The sequence below is a fragment of the Afipia sp. 1NLS2 genome (assembly GCF_000178995.1).
Taxonomy (GTDB): Bacteria; Pseudomonadota; Alphaproteobacteria; order Rhizobiales; family Xanthobacteraceae; genus Afipia.
Genome location: NZ_ADVZ01000003.1, coordinates 135014 through 161046, shown reverse-complemented (window position 1 = coordinate 161046; position 26033 = coordinate 135014). Strand labels below are relative to the sequence as shown.

Sequence of the window (26033 nt, the reverse complement as noted above, 5' to 3'; positions counted from 1 at the left end):
CGGCTAGCGCCTTCAATTGCTCAGCGCATAGATTCCCTCTGCATCCTTCTTGAGCCTGTTCCGGCATGTCCGGATGACGGACGGAACTTCGGATGCGGCAACCGGTTTGCTGAAGAAATAGCCCTGCACCTCATTGCAGCCTTCCGCCGCAATATAATTGAGTTGCGCGATATTCTGCACGCCCTCCGCCGTCGTCCGCATACCGAGGCTCTTACCCAGGCTGACGATTGCTCGGATAATGACCCTGGAGCCTTCGGCATCGGTCAGATCGCGAACGAACGACTGATCGATCTTCAGCTTGTCGAAGGGGAAGCTGCGCAAATAACTCAACGACGAATAGCCGGTTCCGAAATCATCCAGTGCGATCCGCAGCCCGAGGGCGCGAAGCTTGTGTAGGGTTTCCGTGGTTTCGCCGTTGTTGGTGAGAAGAACGGATTCCGTGATTTCGAGCTCCAGCCGCTTCGGCGGAAGTTTCGAACTGGCCAAGGCGGACGAGAAAGCTTCCAGCAATCGCGGGCTGCGAAATTGCACGGAAGAGACATTCACCGCGACCTTAAGATCGTCCGGCCATAACGCGGCCTCCCGGCACGCCTGCTGGATCACCCATTCGCCCAGCGGGATGATGAGGCCGATCTCTTCGGCGACGGAGATGAACTGTTCGGGCGTCACCACGCCATGGACCGGATGACGCCAGCGCAGCAGGGCTTCGAAGCCGCAGACCTTGTCGAGATCGATGTCATACAGCGGCTGGTAAAAAAGCTCGAACTGCTTCTTGTCCATGGCCTCCCGCAGATCGAGCTCCAATGCGCGGCGCTTCTGCAGGCTTTCATCCATCTCGGTCTCGAAGAACCGCCAGATTCCTCGGCCCTCCGCCTTTGCACGATACAAGGCGACATCCGCGTTCTTCAGAAGCTTTTCGCCCGATGTGCCATCGCCCGGCGAGAGGGAAATGCCCACGCTGCAACCGATAACGATGCGTTGTCCGTCGAACTCATAAGGCTCGCCAAGACATTCGACAATGCGCCGCGCCAGCCGCGCGGCATCCTCCGGGCGCTGGGTGTCGGCCTGGATGATCGCAAATTCGTCGCCGCCAAGGCGGGCGACCGTATCGATCTCGCGAACACAGGACCCCAGCCTGTCAGCGACGGCACACAGCAATTCGTCACCCACCGCATGGCCGAGCGTATCGTTGACCTGCTTGAAATTATCGAGGTCGAGACAGAGGATCGCAAAGCCGGACCCGCGCCCGACTTGCGCAATCGCCTGTTCGATCCGTTCCGCCAACAGAACGCGATTCGGAAGACGGGTCAGCGCATCGTGGCGGGCCATGAAAGTAATCTTCGACTCCGCCTGACGCTGCTCGGTGACATCCTCACATGTCGTCAGCCATCCCCCATCGGAGGCCGGCCTGTGCCTGACGCAAATCACGCGATCATCGCTGAGTTGCTGATAGTAACTGTCGATCTTCTCGCGGGACAGGAAGCGTTGCCGTTCAGCCAAGAGGTCGCTGACGTTCTGACCCGCATGATTTCCAGCCATGACACTCAGCATCAGGACGGATTCGAAGCTCATGCCGGCATGAACGGAGCCCACCGGAATATTGAATATCTCGCAGAACCGGCGATTGACGACTTGAAGACGCGCATCCTTGTCATACAGGCACAGGCCTTGCGACATATTCTCGAGCGCGGCGTCGAGCCTCCGGTTGGTTTCGTGAAGTTGCTCTTCCTGCATCTTCAGGGCGGTGATGTCGCTGAAAACGACGATCACGCCGCGCTCCTGCGTCATGCTGCGGCTGACGCGCAGCCAGCGCCCGTTCGGAAGGCGAGCCTCGCTTGCCGAATCCCGCAGCGCCGCAGGCGCAAAATCGACCAGCGGGTTTTCAATCCACTGATCCTCGAATGGGCTGCAACGCAGCAGGTCTGGCGCCTCCGCCAGGAATTCGCACGCGCGAGAGTTAGCCAACGCAACCTGACCATCAGCCTGAAGCAGAACGACGCCTTCCTGGGAGGTTTCAAGTGCATCGGTGAGGCGCGCTTGCGCGGAGCGCCGCTGAGCGATCTCCCGCTCCATCATATCCCTGATGTTGTTACGCATGACGCCCATAGCGGTGATCAGCGTGCCGAGCTCATCCTCGCCTCCGGCGGGAATATCGACATCGAGCTTGCCCTCCGCGATGTTGCGCGCAGCCTTTGACGCCACCGCAACCGGCCCGATGATCCGGCGGCTTAACCGCCACGATAGGAATCCGGACAAGATCAGCGCCGCGGCCAGCGCGACCAGATTGAAGTTGATGTCGCGGTTGATCGCGGAAAGCGCATGCTGGCGAAACAGAAAGCCATCGCCCGCCGTGTAATTGATCAGCAGGTCAACCTGCTGGTCGACAACCTTGGCATAATTATCGAGACTGGCGGCCTGCGTGCTCTGCCCCTTCCCATCGGTCGGGTTGTCCGTCGCATCTTCCTCCAGCACGACCTTGTGATGCAGCGCGGTCCACGCGTCGGCGGCCTCCTGCACCTTCCTCGCTGAGGCGACGGCAAGAGTGGATTGAGAGCGTTCGGCAGCGATGTTGAGGTCTTCGTGGAGCGTCTTTCCGAGACTGTCGATTTCCTTGTCGAGGGCTGCGCGCGACGCAGGATCCGTACTCACCAGCCGGCGGGAGGAAGCCGCGCGCATATTGGAGAAGTCGGCAGCAGCCGCGCGCGCATAATTGATCGACATCAGCGATTCATCGAAGGTCTTGGCGACCAGATCCGCTGCGTGCCTAATGCCGGATGTCGCGTAGACGCCGAGTGCCGCTGTGATGGCGCTCATCAACAGGCAGCAGATCAGAATTTGCGTCCGAATAGTTCCTTTGACTGGCATGGCGGCCAGAAGACGGCGGGGCATCGCGAGAAACGATCCGCGATCGGCCCTGCGGCCCGGTAAAACCCTCATACTGAAACTTCGCTTTCTTCATTGGCTGAAGAAGACATTCTTGTCTCACGCCACTCTCCCTCGATGTGGCCTATTCTGAGGTGACATCGACTATCCAAATAGCCATATAACGTTTACAGGCAGTATCAGGCGGTATTGAGTAAAAGGCGTCGCGAGTCATGGTAACCAGTTGGTGCATCTTATCGTTCAGGGTTCCGCGATGAACGGGACCGCCAAGGAGAAGAAGATGCTTGGGCACAGACGGCTTCTCGCCATCACGCGGCATCTCGGGTTCCAGATTATTGCCGCAAGCCTCGGCGGCCTGCTCACGGGAGCGGCACTGGCGGTGGGTCCGTATCAGATTTCTCAAAAAAACCGGCAGTTCCAGCCGGGCCAGATCACCATAAATCGCGGTGAGGCCTTACGCTTCATTAACGATGATGGCGAACTGCTCCATCACGCCTATCTCAAGTCCCCGGAATTTCAATTTGATTCCGGAGACCAGAAGCCCGGCAGCAAATTCGAGGTGACCTTCCCGGTCGCGGGCAATTTCACCGTACTTTGCGCGATTCACCCCAAGATGAAGCTGCTCGTGAGCGTCAAATAAGCAGCTTCGAATCCGGCACCCGTTCGATTTTACAAAATCGTCGTGCTGAACAAATAAGCGTGCCCGACATAATAGACAAAAAGCGTCGTCGCGAGCGCGGCACAAAAAGTCGCCGGGGCAAGTATCGGCACGCGACGGTCGTTTTCCGCGACACGCCGGTTGTCAGCGATGATCGCAAATAGCACCGCAATGATGCCCGAGTGCCCGATCAGGTCGATCTTGCCGAACTCGAAACATGCGGCGATGAACATTCCGGCAAGGATGGCTGCCGCGCAACGCCGGACCAGCGGAGTCCACAACAGGGCGAACGCCAGCGTGAACTCAACGACACCCGCCGCACGCATATAGAAGTCCTGGTCGAACCCGAACGTGATGCCCGGATGGGTGACGAAAATCGGGAAGCTCCACTGCGGATAAGCCCACTTTTCGACGGAAGCCCACATCAGCGTGATGGCCGTCGCATAACGCATGACATCGATCGGCTCGATTCCGAAGAACTTCTTCTGAAGTCCGGTCAGAGCGAGATAGGCGGCGATACCGAGAAAGATCGGGTAATCGGCCAGATGAAAAATCCCGTAATCATGGACCGCGATGCCGAAAAGAGTGGCGATGCCGAGCGCGGAGATCGGCAAGGTGCGCCGCGACAACAGGCAGGCAATGATCACCAGTTGGATCGGGCCGATAATGGCTGACGTCGATTTCAGTTCCGGCGTCAGAATGATCCCGCCAATGGCCCATAACGAGACGAAAAAGAAAAAGACAGTCGCGCGGACGATCAGTTCGGTATTGACCTGCAATCCGCTGGTGACCCGATCCATCGAACGCAACATGGCATCGCCGACCGATGTCCTCTCGATCAGACAGCCCGCGAAAAGCCAGACGATGGCAACGAAGACCAGGATTTCAAAATCCTGGCACAGCACGTTCTCCAGCCCCTCTGGCTGCCCGGCGACGTTGTAGGCGCAGAACCATTTGACATGAGCGCTCGCACTTTCGGTGCCGATGGCGCCGAACAAGACAACAAGCGCGAAACGAAAGAACATCGAGGATGAACAACGGAGCGCGGAGCCAAGCCGCTCACAATAGGTCATCATCACCAGCCCCGATTTTTTTAGCGATTATATAAAGGGTTTGTTTACTATACTGGATTTTCAGAATCGAGCGAGCGTAGTCTGACGAGGCCTTGTTTTGTGGTTAACGATTGTTAAGGAGACGAATGAACTAGCCAGCTCAATAACTTGAGACGAATATTTCAAGCATTTCAAATTCTACGGATTCAAATCACCGAACTTAAGCTCATCAAGTCCATTTTGATGGCCGACCTATTTCAGGAGAGTGGAATGATTGCCTTGCTGAGTGTGGCGAGCGTTTTGGGCGGCTCTGCATTGGCGATCGCCGCCGACAGGCACATCCCACATCGCGAGATACTGGAAACCTGCGCCGGCACGCTCCTGTTCGCGGGCTTCGGCCTGCTGGGATCGGTGCTGCAGCATTACACCTGATCGTGCGGCTTAAGCGGCGCGCCGCCTCTCCTGCTCTCGCTTAACCTGTTACTTGGCCAGCTTCGGTGAGTGCGCTTCGACCGCGGGCGCCGAGAGTGTCTTGAGAAAAGCGATCAGCTCCGCTTTTTCCGCTGCCGTCAGTCCAAGAGGCTTGATCGAGGGCGAGCGGCTCGGACGATCGATGCCGCCTTTATTATAAAGCTCGATCACGCCTTCCAGCGTCGCGACCGAACCGTCATGCATATACGGTCCGCGGTCCGCGACATCACGCAATGTCGGAGTCTTGAAGGCGTATTGCAGCTTCTCGGAAGTCGGAAACAATCGGCCTCGCCCGATATCATTGCCGGTCGCAGAGCCGATATCCTGAAACGATCCATCAGTGAACGAAGGCCCGCTGTGGCAGCTTGAGCAGTGCGCCTTGCCATTGAACAAGGCGAACCCGCGCTTGGCCTGCGGGGAAATCGCGCTCTCGTCTCCCATGATCCAGCGGTCGAACGGCGCTTCGCCCGCAACAATGGTGCGCTCATAGGTTGCGATCGCCAGTTCGATGCGCCGCCGCGTGACGTGCTTGTCGCCAAACGCCTTGGCAAAGGCCGCGGTATAACGTGGCAGCGCGCGCAGCCGCCGCACCAGTTCGCGTTCGGTGATGTTCATGTTCTGCGGGCTCGTCAGCGGCCCGAAGGTCACCGATTCCAGATCGGAAAACTTTCCATCCCACCCAAGGATATCCACGAACGCGATATCGATCAGGGTCGGCGTACGGATTTCCATCCCTGCGGGATCTTCGCCGATCGCGTGCGGCAACCCGTCGCCCCATGACTTGGCCGGCACATGGCACGAGGAGCACGAATGCTTGCGCGACCCGGACAGCAGCGGGTCGAAGAACAGCATTTTCCCTAAGTGGGCCTTCGCCTTGGAATAGGGATTGTCGTCAGGGAAAGGGATCGTGGCGGGCCGGCGATATTTTGCCCGAACGGCATCGAGATCATGCAGCCCCGCGGCTGCCAGATATCCCATTGGCAGTCCGAAAAGCAGCAGCGCTGCAAAGGCCAGTCCCGTCCGTCGTTTCATCGCATTTCACCAAGCTAAACATTGGCTTGGATATGCTTTAGCAAGCCTTAAGGTTTGGTAGTGGCGCCCCTATCCCAAAGGCCTAGGGGGCAAACGATCCCTAGCATTCGCGTTTACTTAAAATTTTTCGCCATCCAGAGCTCAATGTAATGTCAGTTCCGGAACCTCTTAGCTCATCGCACTGGTATCCGGTTGCCACCCTAACCGAAAGCGGCGCGGGATACTTTGCCGCTCCTTACCTAGATCAACGCCTCACCGATTTCTCGGCACGGGCTTGATAATATCTCTATCGCCGTTCACGAAGCCAAGTGTTCAGTACTCCCTTCGATCAAAGCGACCGCAGCGCTTCGGTCGAGATAACGTGTTTATCGAGGCGCAATTCTTCATGCGACATGCCAAGCGCCAACCCTACGAGTTGGGGCAAATGAAGCACCGGCATATTGAGTTTCTTCCCGGCATCCTTCTCGATTTCCTTCTGGAAACTATCGAGCACCGTATGACAGAGCGGGCACGGCGTCACCATCGCATGCGCGCCGTTGGTCTTGGCAGACTGGATATGCTGGCCGGTCAGCTTGATCGCGATGCGCTCGTCATGCGCGGCAGTATGAAAACCGCAGCATTCGGTGCGGCCAGTATAATCCACCGGCTTGCAGCCAAGAAGCTCGGAAAGCTGCTCCAGCGAACGGTTGTTGCGTGAATCGATAAACCCATATTTCTCTGGCGGCCGAGTGATGTGACATCCATAGAAGGCCGCCACGGACATTCCAGTCAAAGGATTGACCACCATCTTCTGCAGTCGCTCGCTGCCGATATCTTCGAACAACATCCACAGGAAATGGGTCACACGGGTCGTACCCTTGTATTCAAGGCCTTCCTCCGCGAGCCGCTGATTCACCTGCCGGGCAAGATTCTTGTCTTCCGCGAAGGTGGCATTGGCATCGATCAGATTGAGCGTGCAGGTGTTGCAGACCGTCATCAACGGCAGTCCTTGCTGCTCTGCGAGTGCGAGAATCCGGACATTCAGCGTCAAAAAACCGACGGGATCGATGGCCCGCAGTTCCCGCGCGCCGGTGCAGGTTGCCGATTCAAGTTCGGTCAATTGCAGATCGAGCGCGACCGCGACCTTGCGCAACGCGACGTTCAATTCTGCACATGTGCTTTTCGCCGAGCAGCCGGGATAATACGCAAACTTCATGATGCGGCCTTCTACTGATCGAGGATGCGGGACGCGGCTTTCGCTGCGCCCGGGCTTTTCCCGAAGAGGGTTTTCCACGGATTGATCTTGCCCCGCACCAGCAATCGCCAGGCACGGACGATTTGCAGCAGCACTTTCGGCCCCTGTACGCGCAGGACGAGTTCGCTCGGATCGATCCGCCCCCGCGAAGCGATAATCGTCTTGAAGGCCAGCGAGTGTCGCGCCGCGTGCGGCACCAGCGCGGCTGTCTTTGCCTTCAGCGGCTCGATGATCCGCGTGACGATTGGAATTTTCGCCGGACAGGCCTCTTCGCACTTGTAGCAAGACACACAATTGAAAATGCCTGCGTGCTCGAGCGCGCGCGCCACCTTGGCCGGATCGTTCCGGGAATCGAGTGCGGTTTGAGCAAGCTGGACCAGGGGCGCCGGCCCGGCAAAATTCGTCAAGCCGCCAAGGCCGACAACCGGGCAAGCCGAAAAGCACGACATGCAACTGATGCAATCCAGCGCCTTCGAGGCATTCTTCATGTCCTTGTGGGACAACGGCTCCGGGAAGCCGGCATAATCGGAGGGGCGCTCAAGCCACGGCTCGAACTTTGCCACACGCGCTTCGTAGGGACTGCGGTCGACAACCAGATCGCGAATGACGGGTAAATTCCGCAGCGGCTCGATCGTCATCTCGGGCTCGACGCTTTCCCAGCAAGCCAGCACCTCGCGACCGTTCATCCTGACCGCACAAGTCCCGCACATCTTCGTTCCGCACAGCCAGCGATACGCCAGATCGGTCGCGAAATTCTCCGCGATGTAATTCAGCGCATCCAGCACCCGCATCGAAGTGTCGTAAGGAACAACGAAGCTTTCGAATTCGGACTGTTCGGGGTGTTCGGCATCAAACCTGCGAACACGAACGTGGACCGGATCGCCGAAATTGAGCCGCGTATTGCGCGCCAGCAACCCGTCCGAGTTTTCGACCTTTCCGATGCTCCGCGCGTCGATCTGCAGGTTCACCACGGCACCATCATGTTGTCGCGGCGTGCAAAGCCGGGCTGGAAGAACGTCAGTTCATAAGGATTTCGTTCAAACCGGAAGCCATTGTCGGTCTTGATCATGACATTCGCAGCCAGCCAGTTCTCATTGTCCGTCTCGGGGAAATCCGTCCGCATGAACGGGCCGCGGCTCTCGCGGCGCTCGATGGACGAATGAACGACCAGTTCCGCGGCGTCGATCATGTTGTGAACATCGATCGCATCGAGCCATTCGTAATTCGCGACGCGCGTCCGGTTCTTGACCTTCATGTTCGGCAGCACGGATGCACGAATGCGATCGAGATCTTCCAGCGCGCTCGTCAGACCGGCGTGATTTTTCTCAATGCCGGCTTTCTCCCACATGACCCGCCGAATCTTTTCCTTCACCACGACAGGCGTGAAGCCGTCTCCATCCATCATCAGCATCGCCTCGATACGGTGGCGCTCCCGCTCGATTTCATCGTCAGGCACCTTGCCGGACTGGAGCTTGTCGAAATCGGCAGCAATGCCGTCCGCAACGGTCTTGCCATCGAACGTCACCAGCGCGATCAAGCCGTTACTGTGACCGCCGACACCACCGGCGACATAAAGTCCCGGCACCGATGAGCGCATGTTGGAGTTATCGACCAGGATTCCGCCCTGCCGGTAATGTGCGGTAACGGCGGTTTCGATCGGCCCTTTGCGTGGGTCGAGACCAAGCTGGTAGAATGGCTTGCCGTATGTCGTGTAAGCGTCGATCTCCTTGAAATCGACGTGATCGAAACCAGCGTAATAGCCGCCGTCATAGCGCGCCTTTCCGGCATGCACCTGCTTCACCAGCCTCTTGAGCTGAATGGTGTAGGGCCCGAACGCCATCGGATCGTCGACCTGCTGGTTGAAAAACTCCTCGCCGGAAGAGTTCACCATCCGCGCCGAGTGATCCGACCCCAGAACCGGGTTGGGATAAATCTGCACCCGCTGCCAGGTCGGGGGGTGAGCCACATCGTTGGTGTGCCACCATTGCATTTCGAGATTGACGAGGCTGGCCCCTGCCCGCCATGCCATCGCAATGCCGTCGCCGGACATCTCTCGCGTGCCGGTCGAACGGATATGCAAGCGATCCGAATAGCCGGTGGCAAGAATGACAGCACGCCCGACAACGACGCTGTATTCGCCGGTCATGCAGTTAACGGCGAAGACTCCGCACACCTTTCCGTCGGCCCCGTGCAGTAGCGATGTGACGGTCGTTTCCTCAAGCCGGCGAATGCCTGCCTTCATTACCTGCTTGCGACGCAGATCCATGAACGGCACGCCGGAATTGCCCTGGATGTTCGCCGCAATGCTTCTGATCTTGCCGGGGCTGGTGACGACATTGCCATCGTCGTCGCGACGGAAATAAAGACCGGCCTCCTCAAGTTCGGGATAGTAGACGTTCTCGATCCACTGGCCGCATCGCTTGGCCCAGTTCTGATCGATCAGAAACTGATTATGATACTTGATCAGGAATTCTGCAGTGTTGCGGCCCTGCTCCGGTGTGTTGCCCAGCAGGCCGCCTCCGAGAACAAGATTTCCCGCGAAAAGTGAGGCGCCGCTTTTGCCGACCAATCCCTTGCAGACAATAACCGAGTCGATCCCCTTTCGGGACAGCTCAAGCGCCGCGTAGCATCCGGCCGCTCCTCCACCCACTACGACAACGCCGGTTGTTATGATCTGCATCGATCAAGTCTCTTGCCGCGCCTCAGCGGTCAACTCATATCGATCTGCATCACCAACCCTTCGCTGACAGAATTGAGGGCCAAAACGCAGATTTGCTTGCAAAGTAGTGTGGTATGCCAGCCCTCGCATTAGGCGTTTTTGCACCCGCCAGTGTTTGCGTGCAGCCAGCCTTGATCGAGGTTGCCGCAGTTGCGGTAATTGACGCGGTCGATTCGATAACTGCAATATCGGCGTCAAACTGCGCTCGTTGGCGGAGGCGCGGCGGAAGGAGTGACCATGTCTAAGCTGGACAGGCTCGCCTGGGACGACCTTCGGGTGATCCTCGAAGTGGCGCGTCAGGGCAGCATCTACAGCGCGGCAAAAATCCTGAAGGTCGATCACTCCACGGTGACCCGGCGGATCGCGCATGTCGAACTGATCCTGGAGCGGCGTCTCTTCGACCGCTCCAACCGCGGCATTACCGCGCGGCCGGAGACCGAGCACCTGCTCGAACATATTCGCCAGATGGAGGTGCATGCCGCCGCGATGCACGAGGCGATCGGACATGTCGAAACCCAGACCCGGGCCATCCGGGTGGCCACGATGGAAGGGTTGGCGAGCGGCTACCTCGCCCGCCGCATTCAGGATATCACGCTCGACGACCCCAGCATCCGGATCGAACTGTTCAGCAATCCTCACATCGTCGACCTCCTGAAGAAAGAGACCGACATCTTTCTGAGCTTTTTCGATCCCCAGATTCCCGGCCTTATCAGCCAGCAAATCGGCGAGACCGCGATCTATCTTTATGGTTCGGAGCGATACCGTGCGCATCATGGCCTGCCGACATCGCAAGCCGAACTCGGGTCGCACCGCTATGTCGGCTACATCCCCGAAATGATCACGATCGAATCGGTCAAATGGCTCGACCAGATCGTGCCCAACGCCCATCTGGCATTTTGCAGCAACAGCGTGATCGCGCAGCGCAACGCAGCCATCGCAGGCGCCGGCCTCGTCGTGCTTCCGACCTTTGTCGGCGAGGAGAACGAGGCACTGTTCCGGGTCATGCCGGATGAGATCCGCAGCCTGCGTCCTGTCTGGATGTCGGTCGGGCGCGATCAGCATGTCCTGAAAACCATCAGCCGGTCTGCGAAGGCCATCGCCCGTATCTTCGCAGCCGACAAACGGTTTCTTCTCGGAGAAACGCTGGCTCTCGAAGAGCGGGATCTGGCAACTGTCAAAATCTGAAGCAGCAAGCGGGCAATCACCTCTGGAGGGATGATTGCCCGCCGCGTGCCGCGTCACACCGGCATTGCCGACAGGTTGTGACGCACAGGCATGTTTTTCAGAAGGTCCTCTTTCGATACCTTCTTCTGCAACGTCAATTTGCCATTGACGACGCGGCTGATGTAGCAATCCATGATGCCGGCATGATCCTCCTTGCGGATCATTTTGTCGCCCTGCGGATGGCCGAGAGAATTCTTCATCTCCATGCCTTCAAGCACCCGAATGACACCTTCGACATCCTTGCGCGTCTTATAGCCGGATTTCTCAATGGCTTGCTTGAGCGCGAAGATATCTTCCCACGCCTGCCAGCAATGACTCTTGTCCATCACCGCCGTTCCGCCGATCTGGCGCGCATCGACATCGTCGATATTGAGCCGCTTGTTGAACTCCTTGTGATACTCGTCATTCTTCGACGTGAGCATGCGCGGGAAGTTCTCGAAGAAATAGACGCCTTCGGCCGCACCCTGAATGTCGTCCGGCGCGATCGATTCGATGCTCGCCGACGACGAGAACATCTTCATCTTCTTGTCGAGGCCCATGCTCTTCGCCTGGGTATAGAAGCCGAGCGACAGCGAGCCGATGAAGGCCGGCAGCAACACCTCGGTGTCCGCGGAAATCTGCGCCAGATAAGGTACGAAGTCCTTGGTATCGAGCGGCACCGCGATGCTGTTGAGAATCTTGCCGCCCGCTTTTTCGATGAAGTGGCGGGATTCCTGATTGGTGCTCTGGCCCCAGGCATAATCTGCGTAAATGATCGACCAGGTCTTGCCGAAGTTCTCGACGCACCACGGCATGCTCGCCGCAGCAATCGAGTAAGTATCGGTGCCGGTGCGGAACGAATAACGGGTGCCCTTGGAGCCCGTCGCCTCGGTTGCCTCGCCATTCGAGAAATAAATGGTCTTCAGTTCGGACGCGATCGGGATCGCGGCCAGCATGACGCCGGAGTGAACCGAGCCGATGATAAACTCGGCATTGGCGCGCTGGATCAGGTTTCGTAGTTTACGAGCACCGCTCGCCGGATTGGATTCGGTATCTTCCGTCGCAAGCTCGACCTTGCGGCCCGCAATGCCGCCACCCTGGTTGATGATATCGACGGCAGCGCGTGCGCATCTGTCATGCCACACGCCCCAAGACGAAATCACGCCGGTCAAATCGCAATGATGACCGATGACGATCGGACCGGATGCTTGCGCGAAAGCATCCCTCATGATTGTAAGGTTAGCGGTGCCCGCCGCTGCGCCGCCTGCGAGCGCGCATTCGAGGAAGCTGCGGCGCGTAAGTTTTTTGGCCATGATCTTCTCTCCTTGAAAGTCAGACTAACGGGACAGACCAAGATAACGGTGCACGATCGAGGTCTGCGATTTCAATTCGTGCGACGTACCGGAATAAACGACAGTGCCCTTTTCCATGAGGAACACACGCGGGCAAAGTTTGAGTGCGGTCTCGACATTCTGCTCGACCAGCAGGATCGATACCCCGCTTTGATTGATGCGGTAGATTTCGCGCCTGATCTGCGACACCAGTAGCGGCATGATGCCTTCGGTCGGCTCGTCCAGAATAATGAGCTTCGGCCGCATCATCAGGCACCGGGCAATCGCGAGCATCTGCTGTTCGCCGCCCGAGAGCGTATTGCCAGCCTGCTTGATGCGCTCCTTCAACCGCGGGAAACAGGTAAAGACATAGTCCTCCCGCTCGGTATCGCGCTTGCCGGGAAGCCCGATGCAGAGATTCTCCATCACCGACAGATTGGGGAAGATGCCGCGACCCTGAGGCACATAGCCGATGCCGGTGCGCGGCACCTTATGCGGCGCCATACCGGAAAGGTCAGTGCCGTCGAACTCAATCGAGCCGCTGCTCTTGGCAGCCAATCCCATGATCGCGCGCAACGTCGTGGTTTTTCCGACACCATTGCGTCCCAGTAGCGCCGCCGATTCACCCGGCTTGATCTCAAGATTGACACCCTGGAGGATATGCAACTTGCCGATATGGACGTGAACATTATGGAGGCTAAGCATGGGCCGCCTCCTCGAGGTAATCTTCATCTTCCGGGCGGCCAAGATAGGCTTCGCGCACCCGCTCGTTATTGGAGATTTCATCGGGATCGCCGCTGACGAGGATCGCGCCTTGCGCCAGCACAGTGATGTGGTCAGCGATGTTGAACACCACCTCCATGTCATGTTCGATGATGATGATATCGATCCTGCGTGCGAGCTCGCGAATCTTCTCAACCGCCCGCTCGGTCTCGGCGGGGCTCATTCCGCAGATTGGTTCGTCAAGCAACAAAAGCTTCGGGTCGGAAATCAAAGCCATTCCGATCTCAAGCATCGCGACATCGCCATAAGACAGCGTTCCCGCGATACGATTGGCGAGTGCAGTCATGCCGACCTGTTCAAGAGCCTGCTCGACGCGCTCGCGCGTGGCGTTGTCTCGCGAGGCGGGGCGGAACGGATGAAGAGACCGCTGCGAGGCCTGCCGCGTGATCCACAGGTTCTCCATCACACTGAGCTGATTGAAAACGCTTTTGATCTGCATGGTTCGCTTGACGCCAAGCCGGCTGATCTCGTGCGGCCGCAAACCGGTGATATCCCGGTCCCGAAAGAAGATGCGGCCGCTGTCAGGCCTCAACAGGCCCGAAATCAAATTGAACAGCGTTGTCTTGCCGGCACCGTTCGGCCCGATGATCGCCTGAAGACGACCGCCTGACAGATTGAGGCTGAGATTGTCCGTCGCCGTCAGACCGCCAAAGCGCTTCGTCAGATTTTCGGTTCGAAGGATCGTTTCGCTCATGACTCGACCCTTACTTTTGCGGGGCTGGCACGCTCCGCGCGCGGCGCCATCATCCGATCGACGGTCTCGCGCCACAGCCCGACCAATCCCTTCGGCGCGAAAATCACCACAAGAATCGCAAGTACGCCGACAATCAGCGAGTGATGCTCCCAATGTGACGAGACGACTTCCCGGATGATGATGAAAACCGTGGTGCCGATAACCGGCCCGAACAGCGTTCCCGCTCCGCCGACAATGGCCCACACCAACCCCTCACCGGAGACGTGATAGAACATGTAGGTGGCCGAGGCGTAACGGCCGAAGAATGCAAACAACACTCCTGATACGCCGGCCAAGAAGCCCGCCATCACAAATGCTGTCAGCCGGATCAGATAAACATTCAACCCGATCAACGAAGCTCTGACATCGTTCTCGCGAACCGCCAGGAACGCCTTGCCAAGCGAACTTCCGATCACGAGACGCATCAGCAAAAAGCAGACCGCGACCGTCGCAAGGATGAAATAGTATTGGAAATTCGCGTCCGCGAGACTCCATTGCGCCGAGCCGAGGGAGAATGTCGGCGGCAGCGAGAAGTTGATGCCATCGTCGCCACCGGTCAGCCATTTCATGGAGACCGCGAGGAAATAGAAAATCAGCGAGAACACGACGGTGATGATCGCGAAATAATGCCAGGTCAGACGAACCGCAAAAACGCCTGCGACCAGCGCCATTGCCATCGAAGCTGCAATTCCAAGGCCAAAGGCCGGCCAGAACGACAGGCCGAGCTGATCGATGCCAATCGCGACGCCATACATCCCGAAGCCGAAGAACAATGCCTGCCCGAATGAGAGCAATCCGACATAGCCGAACAGCAGGTTCGCGCTGGCCGCGAACAGCGACCAGATCAGAATTTCGGCGATGACGCTGACCCAAAAACTGTTGATGAGCGCCGGGATCGTCCACGGCACCGTCAACAGGAACGCGGCGAATGCCACCATGACACCGCGCTCGATTGCGATACGACCATTCGATGATGCCGTCACTTCGCAAATCCCTTGAACAGGCCTTGTGGCCGCAGCAACAACACAGCACTCATCAACACCAACGAAGAAATGCGCGCGACGGTGGGATTGGCGACGCTTTGAATGATGCCTTCCATCAGCGCCAGAAGGATCGCCGCGGCGGCGGTGCCCGGAAGGTTTCCGAGTCCACCGATAATGACCGCGATGAAGCACACCGGCAGCAGGTCTACACCACCCCTGAAATCAACCGTGGTGATGGGCGCCGCGACGACACCGCCGAAACCGGCAAGTGCGAACCCGACGGCGAATGTCAAAACGTAGACAAGCTTCGCCGGGATTCCCATTGCGGTCGCAGTTTCCCGGTCATGCCGCACCGCGCGCATCCATGTTCCGATTTTCGTGTAGTTCAGGAAAAGAAAGAACGCAGCCAGGGCAGCGATCGAAAAACCGGCGGCATAGAGCCGGTAGATGTCGTACTGAATTCCGAACAACGACAGCGTGCCTTCGACCGGCGGCAGAATGCGGCGCGGCGTCGCACCGAACGTCATGCGCACAACTTCCTGGAGGATCAGCGACACGCCGAAGGTTGCGACAATCGACAGCGCGGCCGCGCCGCGGATCGGCTGAATCACCACGCGCTGGATCAACGCACCGAGAATGAAGCAGATCAACGGCACGATCAGAAAGCCGATCCAGAAATTTCCAGTCGCTTCCAGCACGAACCAGGCCAGCACAGTGCCGACCATGAAGAAGTCGCCGTGGGCAATGTTGATGATGTCAAGGAGGCCGAATATCACCGACAGGCCAAGCGCGATGAGCGCGATGATCAGGCCCCAGATCAATCCGTTGAGTGCCAGCAGCAGCAATGTGTCCATCATGGCCGGCCACCGTCAGCGTGCGGTTTATTGAAAACCGCGCGCAGCCAGCCATCGGTTGACGGCACAAAAGACCTCTCGCGAAGCCACAAGATGTTCACAGTCCCCTCCCTGTCCGCTTTAACCGGATGCTCGATGGCTACCGGAATGCGAAATCTTTTATGGATGGCAGGCGACCATGGGTTTGCAGCTACCGCAATCGGCTTTTTTGCACCACACCGTGCATGATTGCAGCTCGTTCCAGCGCCGAAATATGCGCAATATCCTGCACTTGAAACACGATGCCACACGACGGCGGCGCCCAACATTGGGGGTGTGACGCACTGCCTCAGGCTTTGGCTTGCATCTTCGAAATGAGGTTATTGCGCCGCGAAAATGCATGAGCAATCGCAACACACTGACGTGCAGCGCAACAGGCATGAGTGAAAGGTGATGGCGCACCGAAGGATAACAACACAGGTTGCCGGATCCAATTCGCTCCAGCTAACCACGGGCGATCATGAACAGATCATCAAAGCATACCTGCCGAGACCTTGCACCACGAGGATTTCAGATTACGAGCGGCATACAATCAAGCGATCACGAGACGCCAATTGACACTCACATGCCCACTTGCGACGTTTTGAATCGACTTGCGAAGGACCGCCATGTCGCGCTCACCCGCAATCACCCAACAACTCTCACGACAAAAGGAAATTGGTGATGCCGCACGTTAAAGTCGCTGCCGTACATGCGGCGCCGGTTTTTCTCGATCGTACCGCGACCACCGCCAAGGCAATTTCGATTATCCGGGAAGCCGCTCGCGGCGGCGCGCAACTGATTGCGTTCCCCGAAACCTTTATTCCTGCTTTTCCGGTGTGGTCAGGACTGTGGGCGCCTACTGAAAACCACGATCTGTTCTCGCTCATGGCGAACCAGTCGGTGTCCGCGAACGGCCCCGAGATCGCCGCTTTGCGGCGCGAGGCAAAAGCACTTGGCGTCTGCGTTTCGATGGGTATCAGCGAAAGCTCGCCGGCCAGCGTGGGGGCGCTGTGGAATTCCTTCATCATGATCGGGCCTGACGGAGGCATTCTGAACCATCACCGCAAGCTGGTTCCGACGTTTTATGAAAAGCTGACCTGGGCTCCAGGCGATGGCGCCGGGCTCAAGGTTGTCGAAACGCCGGTCGGCCGTGTCGGTCAACTGATCTGCGGCGAGAATACCAACCCGCTGGCACGCTACGCTCTTATCGCGCAAGCCGAGCAGATTCATATTTCAAGCTGGCCCGCCTTATGGCCAACCCGCCCTGCCGGCAACGGCACCAATTATAACAATGTCGAAGCCAACCGCATTCGCTCCAGCGCGCATTCATTTGAAGCCAAGGCATTTGGAATGAACACCGCGGGATATATGGATTCAGCGATGCGAAAATTCCTGGTGGATCGAGATCCAAAGGTCGCGGACACCCTCGATCGCAGCTCGCGCGCCGCGAGCTTCTTCGTCGATCCCACCGGAGCACCTGTCGGCGATTTTCTTCAAGACGATGAAGGCATCGCCTACGCCGAGTTCGACCTAAGCCGCTGCGTGGAGCCCAAGCAATACCACGACGTCACCGGCTACTATAACCGGTTCGACATCTTTTCCCTGACCGTCAATCGTAAACGTCAGCATCCGATTACATTCGTTGATGACGTAGAGGCGTCATCTCAAAATGCGGACGACGCATCCTTTATGGAAGACAACTTCAGTCACGCGAAGCCATAACCGGGCCTCGAGCGCGTGTCATGCATCCTTGGAAGAATGGAGCACCTTGTCTGGCCCATATGCGCGCCCGAGAGATCTTCTCTTTTTCTTCCCGGTGAACATGGCAACAACGAGGTTTTGGCGTTGCATGATGCTAACCATCGCGACACCCAGAACATGCACGGCTGCCAAGGCAAGCAGGGCGTAAGATGACCACGTGTGCAGCACTTGAACCCACGCAACACCGAAAAACCTGACGGTAATCTGCATCCATCCGCTAATGCCCGAAATCAACGTCAGGCCAAGCGATGCCACAAGCATCACAGCTCCTGCGGGGTTGAGGCCGACGTAACCGCCGGTTCGACCCCGCATGAGTCTGCGTAGAAACCGGATTGCATTGGGCAATAGAAATGTCAGCCGGCTGAGGCGCGCGGAATCGGACCCTACGAAACCCCAGATGATCCGGAATGAGACAAGAGCGATTGCGATATATCCAGCCTGCCTATGCAACGAGTCGAAAACAACCGCGCTCAACCACGCCACGACAATAGACGCAGCTAACGACCAATGTACGATTCGAAGCGGCAGGTCCCAGACGTAAACATGGGACCGTGAATGATCGTCCTCTGTAGACATACAATCGCTAGCTAGCCTGTCCGCCGCCGACGGACGGCTCTTATTTTTTGATAGTGTGTTTTAGAGTAAGGTCTTCAGGGCTGTAAAACAGCTCGAACAGCTTTCCATCTTTTACGCCGTAAACTTCGTAACACGTACCTTCCACCTTGGAACGGCGCACCTCGTATCCGGCGGCGCTTGCCTTCGCCTCCGCTTCGCTGGCAGGCTTCCACTTCGCCTTTTCGAGCTTTGTGCAATCTTTAAATCCATCGGCGAGACAAGCTCCACCCAAAGCCAGTGAAAAGCCAGCGGCCAAAGCCAAGGGCATTGCGATCTTCATAATTACGTCTCCATGATTCAATTCGAGGAATTGTTTGCCACAACGAGTTCTGCACGAGAGTCTGGATTTTGTTCTAGCGCGAAATCGGACAGGCGCTCTGCTGGTCAGGCTGCGACACGCAGTCCCAGCAACGATGAGGGCGTTCAATACCCCTGCAAATGAATGACTTCGCAGTCGGCAGCTCCTTAGAATAGCTATAAATTAGAGATGCTCATCGCTTTCCATGAGTCCTCTCAGCGCTCCCTCACACAGAGTGACCGGGCGGCAATCTGAAACCCTTGGCCAATCCGAAAATGGCCGGGATGACGATCAGCGTGAGGAGCGTCGATGAAATCATGCCGCCGATCATCGGCACGGCGATCCGCTGCATGATTTCCGAGCCGGTGCCAGTGCTCCACATGATCGGCAGCAGTCCCGCCATGATGGCCACCACCGTCATCATCTTCGGCCGGACGCGCTCGACCGCGCCTTCCATGATTGCCTCGCGTAAATCGATCAGGTTTAAAGCCCGCCCTTCGGAGGCACAGCGCACTCTCATCTCCGCAAGCGCATGATTAAGGTAGATCAGCATCACAACGCCGGTCTCGGCAGCGACGCCGGCGAGTGCGATGAAGCCCACGGCGACAGCGACTGAAAGATTGAACCCCAACCACCACATGAGCCAGAGCCCGCCCACCAGCGAGAACGGCAGCGAGAGCATGACGATCATCGTGTCCGTGACCGACCTGAAATTAAGGTAGAGCAGCAGAAAGATGATCAGGAGCGTCGCAGGCACGACAATCTTCAGCCGGGCTGTTGCCCGTTCCAGATACTCGTACTGGCCGCTCCAAATTGCATAGTAGCCCGGCGGAAACTGAACGCTGGCCTGAACTGCATGTCGTGCATCTGCGACGTAGCCACCAAGATCGCGGTCGCGGATATCGACGTAGATATAGGTCGCAAGCTGGGCATTCTCCGTGCGGATCATGCTTGGACCACGCGTGAGCTGGACCGTGGCAACCTCTCCGAGCGGGACAGTCCCACCAGCCGGCATAGGCACGAGGACATCACTTGCGATCTTTTTTGGATTATCCCGCAAATCGCGCGGATAACGCATGTTGACCGTGAATCGCTCGCGGCCTTCAATCATCGTCGTGATTGCCTGCCCTCCAAGGGCCATTGCAATCGTGTCCTGGACATCCTGCATCAGAATCCCATAGCGCGTGAGCGCTGCACGATCGGGCGTAATTTCCAGATAGTAACCACCGAGACTGCGCTCGGCATATGCGGATGATGTTCCAGGCACCGCCCGCAATACCTGCTCGATCTGCTTGGCGAGCCTATCGATCTCGGCAAGGTCGGTGCCGATCACCTTGACACCGACGGGCGTTCGGATGCCGGTCGAGAGCATGTCGATGCGCGCCTTGATCGGCATCGTCCAGGCATTCGACACGCCCGGAAATTGTAGTGCCTTGTCCATTTCGGCGATCAGCCCATCAATCGTGAGGCCTGGCCGCCACTGCTCCTTCGGCTTGAGGTTGATGATAGTCTCGAACATCTCGGTCGGTGCGGGGTCCGTCGAGGTGGAGGCGCGGCCCGCCTTGCCGAAGACCGATGCAACTTCCGAAAACGACTTGATGATCCGATCCTGCGTCTGCATCAACTCAGCGGCCTTGGTGACCGAAATACCGGGCAGCGTCGTGGGCATATAAAGCAGCGTGCCCTCATTGAGGTTCGGCATGAACTCTGTGCCAAGCTGACGCGCAGGCCAGATTGTCACCACGAGAACGGCGAGTGCCAGCAGAACAACGAAGGCTTTTGCACGCAGTACGGCATTGATGATGGGACGATAAACCCAGATCAGGAAGCGGTTGATCGGGTTCTTGTGCTCGGAAATAATCCGCCCGCGAACGAAAAGCACCATGAGCGCCGGCACCAGCGTGACGGACAGCAACGCGGCCGCCGCCATCGCGAAGGTCTTGGTGAAGGCGAGCGGGCCGAAGAGACGCCCCTCCTGCGATTCCAATGTGAAAATCGGCATGAAGGACACGGTGATGATCAGAAGGCTGAAGAACAGCGCCGGGCCGACTTCGGAGGCTGCATCAATTAGAATGGCAACCCGCGGTTTTCCCGGCTCCGCACGTTCGAGATGTTTGTGGGCATTCTCGATCATGACGATGGCAGCATCCACCATGGCTCCTATGGCAATGGCGATGCCGCCGAGACTCATGATGTTCGACCCGATGCCCAGCAGCTTCATCGCCCCGAAGGCCATCAGCACACCGACCGGCAACATCACGATAGCAACCAGAGCGCTGCGAACGTGCAACAGGAACACGATGCACACCAACGCCACGACGAGGCTTTCTTCCATCAGCGTATGCTTGAGGGTGGCGATGGCCGCATAGATCAGATTCGATCGATCATAGACCGGTACGATCTCGACTGATTTAGGCAGGCTGGTCGCAATCTCCTTGAAACGCTTTTTGACATTCTCGATAACATCGAGCGCATTCATCCCAAAGCGTTGCAGAACGATGCCGCTTGCGACCTCGCCCTCACCGTTTAACTCGGTAATGCCGCGACGCTCGTCCGGCCCCAGTTCGACCCTGGCAACATTCTTCAGTAATACGGGCGTCCCCTTATCCGTCTTGAGGACGATGTCACCGAGATCGTCGATGCTTTTTAGATATCCTCTGCCTCGAATCACGTATTCGAACTCTGACAGTTCGACCGTGCGCCCGCCGACATCGGCATTGCTGGCCCGGATCGCGTCTCGAACCTTCTGAATGCTGATGCCAAGATCGCGCATACGCTGAGGATCGAGCACAACATTGTATTGCTTGACGAAGCCGCCAACGCTCGCGACTTCGGCGACCCCTTCGGCCTTTGCCAATGCGAATTTCAGATTCCAATCCTGAATGGTCCGTGTCTGGGCCAGATTCAGCTCTTTGGACGTGACGGCGTACTGATAAACCCAGCCGACGCCGGTAGCGTCCGGACCGATGGCCGGTGTCACACCCGCTGGCAGGCGCGACGCGGCGCCATTGAGGAATTCAAGAACGCGCGAGCGTGCCCAGTAAATATCGGTGCCGTCCTCGAAAATCACATAAACGAAGGAAACACCGAAGAAAGAGAAGCCGCGCACAACCTTGGATTTCGGCACGGTGAGCATCGCCGTGGCGAGCGGATAGGTCACCTGATCTTCAACCACTTGCGGGGCCTGCCCCGGATACTCCGTGTAGACAATGACCTGCGTATCGGAGAGGTCAGGAATGGCGTCCAGCGGCAGATGAGCTAGAGCGTAGATTCCGGCAGCAGCCGCAAAGCCGGTGCCGAACAGCACCAGCAGCAGGTTGCGTGCCGACCAGGCGATGAGGCGCGCAATCATGGATGCGCCTCCATGCCGTCCATCACCGGCTTGGCCGATTGTTCGCCGCTTGCTTCGGAAAATCCTTTCAAGGCGGCCTTCAAATTGCTCTCGGCATCGATCAGGAAGTTGGCCGAGGTGACGACACGCTCTCCCTCCGACACACCTTGGGTCACCTCAATGAGGTCTCCACCTCGACGGCCGAGCTTCACTTCGCGTGGTTCGAAACGCCCCTCCCCCTTATCGATCAGAACCACCTGACGGCTTCCACTGTCGAGCACGGCACTCTCGGGCACCGCCAAGACTGGCCCCGGCGTGCTGACCTCGATCTCGGCATCGACGTACATCTCGGGCCGCAACTGTTCGTCGGGATTTGGCACTTCGACCCGGATCTGCGCGGTGCGCGTCGCCGCGTTGAGATGCGGATAGATCAGCGCCACGGTACCGCTGAAAGTCCGCCCTGGAAACGCACGGGGTCTGATGGCAACCTTCGTCCCAACGGCAATCTGTGCGAGATCGCGCTCCGCAACATCGATGATCACCCAGACAAGCCGATGGTCGGCAATCCTGAACAGCACATCACCGGGCGCCGCACGCATCCCAGGTACGGCCTTACGCTCAAGAATCTCTCCGTCTTGCGGAGCGAGCCAGGGAACTGAAAGTGAAATTTCCCGGGTGCGTTCAAGCTCCTTGATGGCGGGCTCCGGCGTGGCCAGATTTTCCAACCTGCGGCGCGCGCCCTTAAGATCCCTTCCGGTGGCGCCCGCTGCGAGCGCAGTCAGATATTCGGCAGCGGCGCTCGACAACCCCGGGCTATAAACGTTCATCAGCGGTTGCCCTTTGTGAACATGATCACCCGTCGTGACGTTTGCGACGCTCTCGATAAATCCTTCGAAACGCAGCGTGACTACTGAGACACGCCTTTCGTCTTCCTGAACAGTCCCCGGCGCACGGATAAGAGATGTCACGAGTTGCCTCACGACGGGTTCGGATTTGACACCTGTTCGCTGAATCTTTCCCGGCGAGAGCTTTACCGAGCCGTCGTCACTGTCATCGCCTTCGTAGACTGGGATGTAATCCATCCCCATCGAGTCCTTCTTCGGCACGGGTGACGTATCCGGCAGGCCCATCGGATTCCGGTAGTATTTGATCTTCCGGCCGGCATTCGCTTCCGCGACTCCGGCCTTTGTGGCGGGGTCTTCGGGGGCGTCGAAGCCAACGTCGGCGCTCTCTGGTACAGGACGCCAATCGCGTCCATCCGGCGTCTTCTTCGGCGTAAGCGAGTAGAACGGCTTTCCGTCCGGGTCCTGATAGTAAACGGCCGCGCTGCCTTCGGCGGCCGTTGCCGGCGGCGCCAGAGTGTCGGCCTGTGGTTTCACAAGCGGGATTCCTCCCATGAAAAAGGTGACGCCGGCCGCCGCGCAAATCGCAGCGGCCGCGCCCAAGGCTATGGCGCGGCTCATTTCTGTGCCGTGACGACGAGTTTGCTTTCGACGGTACCGGTCTCGCCTTGCACCCGGGCGCGAAGCGATAACTGCCACCGTCCGGCCATGCTGAAGTTCGCCTTGAAGCGATAGCTGCCCGGCTCGGTCCCCGGCATGGGCACCACCTTGGTGACCATCTCTTGCATGCCGTCGGGTGCCATATCGAGCCGTGACGCAAAAATGACGGCATCCGAGACCGGCTTGCCCGTTTTCTTGTTGAGCAACCGGACCGTGACGATCCTGTCGGCACCGGCTTGAATCGTCGGCTCGATGAGCTGGAATTCGTAGTCATTGATGTCAGCGAGAGCAGCCTTCGGCGTGCTCATGATGAGAAGGCCAACCAGCGCGGCAAAAAGCAAGCGCGCAACAAAACTAGTCTTCATGATGTTTATCCTCGAAACGTCTGATGAGCCGCCGAAGCGACCCGATACGACGCGCGTCCTCAACGAGGCCGAGCGTCAACGCTCCGGCGCTGGAGCGCCGGTCAGACGATGATTCGAGGTGGATGGTCGGGGGGTGGCTGAGCGAGACCGTCGATCAGCAAATCGTCAGGCAGAGCGAAGACGTTACGTGAAAATGTGCGATCCACCAGCACACCGACGCCGTCCGGACTCGGCAGCGGGATCGTCAGCATACAGAGCGCGACGAAGGGACAGGATCCGCAGTCCTTGGACTTCTGGTCGTGCTGACCAGGGCAGCACGGCATATCATCCGCCATCGACTGCATGTTGTCGGCAACCGCCGTCGACTGCGTCGCGGCCATCACCGGCACCGACAAGGGCGCCACAAGAAGCCCTGCCACAACGAAGACAGCAATCAGCCAGTTAAAGATCTTTCTTGGACCCATGGCCCATTTTCGCACGCCCCGAGAGACTGCGCCAGCCACTAAACTGGTGTGAAAAATTCAACAACCATTTGGCGTTTATCGGGAAAATGGTGCCCAGGGGCGGGATCGAACCACCGACACTGCGATTTTCAGTCGCATGCTCTACCAACTGAGCTACCTGGGCATTGCTCCCGGGACAAAATCCAAGGGGAGCGCGCCGGTTTATAGAGAGGCTGGCGCGTCATGTCCAGCCACGCGGGGCCAGTTTTACCCCTCCCCGGGCATTCCTTGAGGCGTACGATAATAGAAGAAAATCAAGAGGATCGGCGAGCGCCCGGCGCGGACGGGGGCAACAGTTCTTCGTCGTCGTCCGCCTCTGTATCAGACGCCGGAATCGCGTAGGAACCGGACAGCCAGCGGTTGAGGTCGACATCGCGGCACCGCTCCGAACAGAACGGCCGCGAGGCCGCCGTTGGAGGCTTGCCGCAGATCGGACAGGGCTTTTGCGCCGCCATGCTTAACTCGCGTCGATCCAGCCTGCGCGTACCGGAAAGCCCTCGCCATCCAGCAACGCCGTGGACTCATATAATGGGAGCCCGACCACACTGGTGTAAGAGCCGACCATCTTCACCACGAATGAGCCGGCAATGCCTTGCACGGCATAGCCGCCTGCTTTGCCCCGCCATTCGCCGGAATCGATATAGGCCTGGATGTCCTCGGCCGTCAGGCGCTTGAAGCGCACCCGCGTCTCCACCAGACGCTGGCGGAAGGATTCCTTCGGCGTCACGAGACAGATCGCGGTGTAGACGCGATGGTTGCGCCCGGACAGCAATCGCAGGCACTGCACCGCCTCGTCCACCAGTTCTGCCTTCGGCAGGATGCGGCGGCCGACCGCGACCACGGTATCGGCAGCGAGGATGTACGCGCCGCGCAGATCGTCGTCGAGTTGCACCGATTTCAATGCGGCGTCCGCCTTGGCGCGCGCAAGCCGCGTCGCGCAGACGCGCGGCAGTTCGCCCCGCTTGGGGGTTTCATCGACATCGGCAGGGCGCAGCGCATCGGGCTCAATGCCGGCCTGGTTGAGCAGGCTGAGGCGGCGCGGCGAACCGGACGCAAGAACGAATTTGGGACGGCCAATCATGAGGGGCGATCTGGTCAGGGTGGGGTGCGCGGAAACTATCGGAACCGCTGTCCGCCGACAACCGGAGAAACCGCCGGGAACAGCTCCGGTACTCTATTCATTGGCGACAGGCGGGGGAGCGAACCGGGCGCGAATCTTGCGCATCAGTTCGTCGCGGGTGGCGCGGTAGGCATCGAGTTGCAATTCGCGGCGACCTTCGGTGCCGACCGGGTCCTGCGTTGGCCAGTATTCGACATCGGTCGCGAGCGTCGCCGTCATTTCCAGCGCGCGATGATGTGCCTGCGGCGCAAGCGTGATGATGAGATCGAAATTGAACCCTTCCCAGTTCTCCAGATCGTCCACCGTCCAGGGCCGGTGACCAGAGATGTCGATCCCGATTTCTTCCATCACCGCGACCGCGAATGGATTGGGCTCCCCGTGCGTGACCCCCGCCGACTGCACATAGAGCCCGCGCGGGCCGATCTGCCGCAGCAGCGCCGCCGCGATCGGCGAGCGCACGCTGTTCTGCCCGCACATGAACAGAACGGCCTGGGGCGCGCGGCGACGCGGCGCCTCGTTCATACGAGATCCGCCGGGCGCGCCGCCCTATCGCAAAATCGGGATTGACGGAAACGGGCCAT

At 58.5% G+C, this 26033-nt stretch carries 24 protein-coding genes and 1 tRNA gene; 4 read left to right on the top strand and 21 right to left on the bottom strand.

Going from position 1 to position 26033, the window contains the following annotated elements; all coding sequences use genetic code 11:
* Positions 1–12: 12 nt before the first annotated feature.
* Complete coding sequence (locus tag AFIDRAFT_RS12215) at positions 13–2889, bottom strand: EAL domain-containing protein (protein WP_009339784.1); 2877 nt, start codon at positions 2887–2889, stop codon at positions 13–15.
* A gap of 247 nt (positions 2890–3136) precedes the next feature.
* Between AFIDRAFT_RS12215 and AFIDRAFT_RS12210 the strand changes: the two genes are divergently transcribed.
* The gene (locus AFIDRAFT_RS12210; protein ID WP_009339783.1) at positions 3137–3523 is read left to right on the top strand and encodes a cupredoxin domain-containing protein; all 387 of its coding nucleotides are present in this window, start codon (positions 3137–3139) and stop codon (positions 3521–3523) included.
* A gap of 29 nt (positions 3524–3552) precedes the next feature.
* Here AFIDRAFT_RS12210 and AFIDRAFT_RS12205 read toward each other — a convergent pair whose 3' ends face one another.
* Complete coding sequence (locus tag AFIDRAFT_RS12205; protein WP_009339782.1) at positions 3553–4617, bottom strand: hypothetical protein; 1065 nt, start codon at positions 4615–4617, stop codon at positions 3553–3555.
* 246 nt (positions 4618–4863) lie between these two features.
* On the opposite strand from AFIDRAFT_RS12205, the gene AFIDRAFT_RS20040 reads away from it, so the two are divergent.
* A complete protein-coding gene (locus AFIDRAFT_RS20040) occupies positions 4864–5025 on the top strand; it encodes a hypothetical protein (RefSeq protein ID WP_009339781.1) in 162 nt (53 codons plus the stop codon).
* Between the two features lie 48 nt (positions 5026–5073).
* Here the strand turns inward: AFIDRAFT_RS20040 and AFIDRAFT_RS12195 are convergent, their stop codons facing one another.
* From AFIDRAFT_RS12195 to AFIDRAFT_RS12180, 4 genes are all read right to left on the bottom strand, one after another.
* Entirely contained in the window at positions 5074–6096 is a 1023-nt protein-coding gene (locus tag AFIDRAFT_RS12195) for a cytochrome-c peroxidase (RefSeq protein ID WP_040298393.1), read from the bottom strand.
* A gap of 328 nt (positions 6097–6424) precedes the next feature.
* Positions 6425–7291: a CoB--CoM heterodisulfide reductase iron-sulfur subunit B family protein gene (locus AFIDRAFT_RS12190; protein WP_009339779.1), complete on the bottom strand. Its 867-nt coding sequence runs from the start codon at positions 7289–7291 to the stop codon at positions 6425–6427.
* An 11-nt stretch (positions 7292–7302) separates the two neighbouring features.
* Complete coding sequence (locus AFIDRAFT_RS12185) at positions 7303–8301, bottom strand: succinate dehydrogenase/fumarate reductase iron-sulfur subunit (protein WP_040298392.1); 999 nt, start codon at positions 8299–8301, stop codon at positions 7303–7305.
* Positions 8295–10010 (bottom strand): FAD-dependent oxidoreductase, encoded by a 1716-nt coding sequence (locus tag AFIDRAFT_RS12180; RefSeq protein ID WP_009339777.1) that lies wholly within the window; start codon positions 10008–10010, stop codon positions 8295–8297. The genes AFIDRAFT_RS12185 and AFIDRAFT_RS12180 overlap by 7 nt, the downstream gene beginning before the upstream one ends.
* A 276-nt stretch (positions 10011–10286) precedes the next feature.
* Between AFIDRAFT_RS12180 and AFIDRAFT_RS12175 the strand changes: the two genes are divergently transcribed.
* Positions 10287–11234, top strand: coding sequence for a LysR family transcriptional regulator (locus AFIDRAFT_RS12175; protein WP_009339776.1), 948 nt, complete (start codon positions 10287–10289; stop codon positions 11232–11234).
* 53 nt (positions 11235–11287) lie between these two features.
* Here the strand turns inward: AFIDRAFT_RS12175 and AFIDRAFT_RS12170 are convergent, their stop codons facing one another.
* From AFIDRAFT_RS12170 to AFIDRAFT_RS12150, 5 genes are read right to left on the bottom strand one after another with little or no spacing between them, the layout of a single operon-like run.
* Entirely contained in the window at positions 11288–12565 is a 1278-nt protein-coding gene (locus tag AFIDRAFT_RS12170; protein ID WP_009339775.1) for an ABC transporter substrate-binding protein, read from the bottom strand.
* 24 nt (positions 12566–12589) lie between these two features.
* Positions 12590–13288 carry an ABC transporter ATP-binding protein gene (locus AFIDRAFT_RS12165; protein WP_009339774.1) on the bottom strand — a complete coding sequence of 233 codons (699 nt, stop codon included), beginning with the start codon at positions 13286–13288 and terminating at the stop codon, positions 12590–12592.
* Complete coding sequence (locus tag AFIDRAFT_RS12160) at positions 13281–14060, bottom strand: ABC transporter ATP-binding protein (RefSeq protein WP_009339773.1); 780 nt, start codon at positions 14058–14060, stop codon at positions 13281–13283. The genes AFIDRAFT_RS12165 and AFIDRAFT_RS12160 overlap by 8 nt, the downstream gene beginning before the upstream one ends.
* Entirely contained in the window at positions 14057–15082 is a 1026-nt protein-coding gene (locus AFIDRAFT_RS12155; RefSeq protein WP_244469177.1) for a branched-chain amino acid ABC transporter permease, read from the bottom strand. The genes AFIDRAFT_RS12160 and AFIDRAFT_RS12155 overlap by 4 nt, the downstream gene beginning before the upstream one ends.
* On the bottom strand, positions 15079–15939 hold the full coding sequence (locus AFIDRAFT_RS12150; protein ID WP_009339771.1) for a branched-chain amino acid ABC transporter permease: 861 nt from the start codon (positions 15937–15939) through the stop codon (positions 15079–15081). The genes AFIDRAFT_RS12155 and AFIDRAFT_RS12150 overlap by 4 nt, the downstream gene beginning before the upstream one ends.
* Before the next feature lie 699 nt (positions 15940–16638).
* Here AFIDRAFT_RS12150 and AFIDRAFT_RS12145 point away from each other — a divergent pair.
* Positions 16639–17679, top strand: coding sequence for a carbon-nitrogen hydrolase family protein (locus AFIDRAFT_RS12145; RefSeq protein WP_009339770.1), 1041 nt, complete (start codon positions 16639–16641; stop codon positions 17677–17679).
* An 18-nt stretch (positions 17680–17697) separates the two neighbouring features.
* Here AFIDRAFT_RS12145 and AFIDRAFT_RS12140 read toward each other — a convergent pair whose 3' ends face one another.
* The 10 genes from AFIDRAFT_RS12140 to AFIDRAFT_RS12095 form a co-directional block, all read right to left on the bottom strand.
* On the bottom strand, positions 17698–18294 hold the full coding sequence (locus AFIDRAFT_RS12140; RefSeq protein WP_048757387.1) for a cytochrome b/b6 domain-containing protein: 597 nt from the start codon (positions 18292–18294) through the stop codon (positions 17698–17700).
* A gap of 40 nt (positions 18295–18334) precedes the next feature.
* The gene (locus tag AFIDRAFT_RS12135; RefSeq protein ID WP_009339768.1) at positions 18335–18613 is read right to left on the bottom strand and encodes a PepSY domain-containing protein; all 279 of its coding nucleotides are present in this window, start codon (positions 18611–18613) and stop codon (positions 18335–18337) included.
* A gap of 244 nt (positions 18614–18857) precedes the next feature.
* On the bottom strand, positions 18858–21983 hold the full coding sequence (locus AFIDRAFT_RS12130; protein ID WP_009339767.1) for an efflux RND transporter permease subunit: 3126 nt from the start codon (positions 21981–21983) through the stop codon (positions 18858–18860).
* Positions 21980–23425 carry an efflux RND transporter periplasmic adaptor subunit gene (locus AFIDRAFT_RS12125; RefSeq protein WP_009339766.1) on the bottom strand — a complete coding sequence of 482 codons (1446 nt, stop codon included), beginning with the start codon at positions 23423–23425 and terminating at the stop codon, positions 21980–21982. Before AFIDRAFT_RS12125 ends, AFIDRAFT_RS12130 begins: the two co-directional genes overlap by 4 nt.
* Positions 23422–23829, bottom strand: a complete 408-nt coding sequence (locus tag AFIDRAFT_RS12120) for a FixH family protein (RefSeq protein ID WP_009339765.1) — start codon at positions 23827–23829, stop codon at positions 23422–23424. The genes AFIDRAFT_RS12125 and AFIDRAFT_RS12120 overlap by 4 nt, the downstream gene beginning before the upstream one ends.
* A 101-nt stretch (positions 23830–23930) precedes the next feature.
* Complete coding sequence (locus AFIDRAFT_RS12115) at positions 23931–24293, bottom strand: hypothetical protein (RefSeq protein ID WP_009339764.1); 363 nt, start codon at positions 24291–24293, stop codon at positions 23931–23933.
* An 87-nt stretch (positions 24294–24380) separates the two neighbouring features.
* Positions 24381–24456: transfer RNA gene (locus AFIDRAFT_RS12110), tRNA-Phe, on the bottom strand.
* Positions 24457–24586: 130 nt separating this feature from the next.
* The gene (gene yacG / locus AFIDRAFT_RS12105; protein WP_040298389.1) at positions 24587–24787 is read right to left on the bottom strand and encodes a DNA gyrase inhibitor YacG; all 201 of its coding nucleotides are present in this window, start codon (positions 24785–24787) and stop codon (positions 24587–24589) included.
* Between the two features lie 2 nt (positions 24788–24789).
* Entirely contained in the window at positions 24790–25413 is a 624-nt protein-coding gene (locus AFIDRAFT_RS12100; RefSeq protein ID WP_009339763.1) for a Maf-like protein, read from the bottom strand.
* 93 nt (positions 25414–25506) lie between these two features.
* Complete coding sequence (locus AFIDRAFT_RS12095; RefSeq protein WP_009339762.1) at positions 25507–25974, bottom strand: arsenate-mycothiol transferase ArsC; 468 nt, start codon at positions 25972–25974, stop codon at positions 25507–25509.
* Positions 25975–26033: the final 59 nt, after the last annotated feature.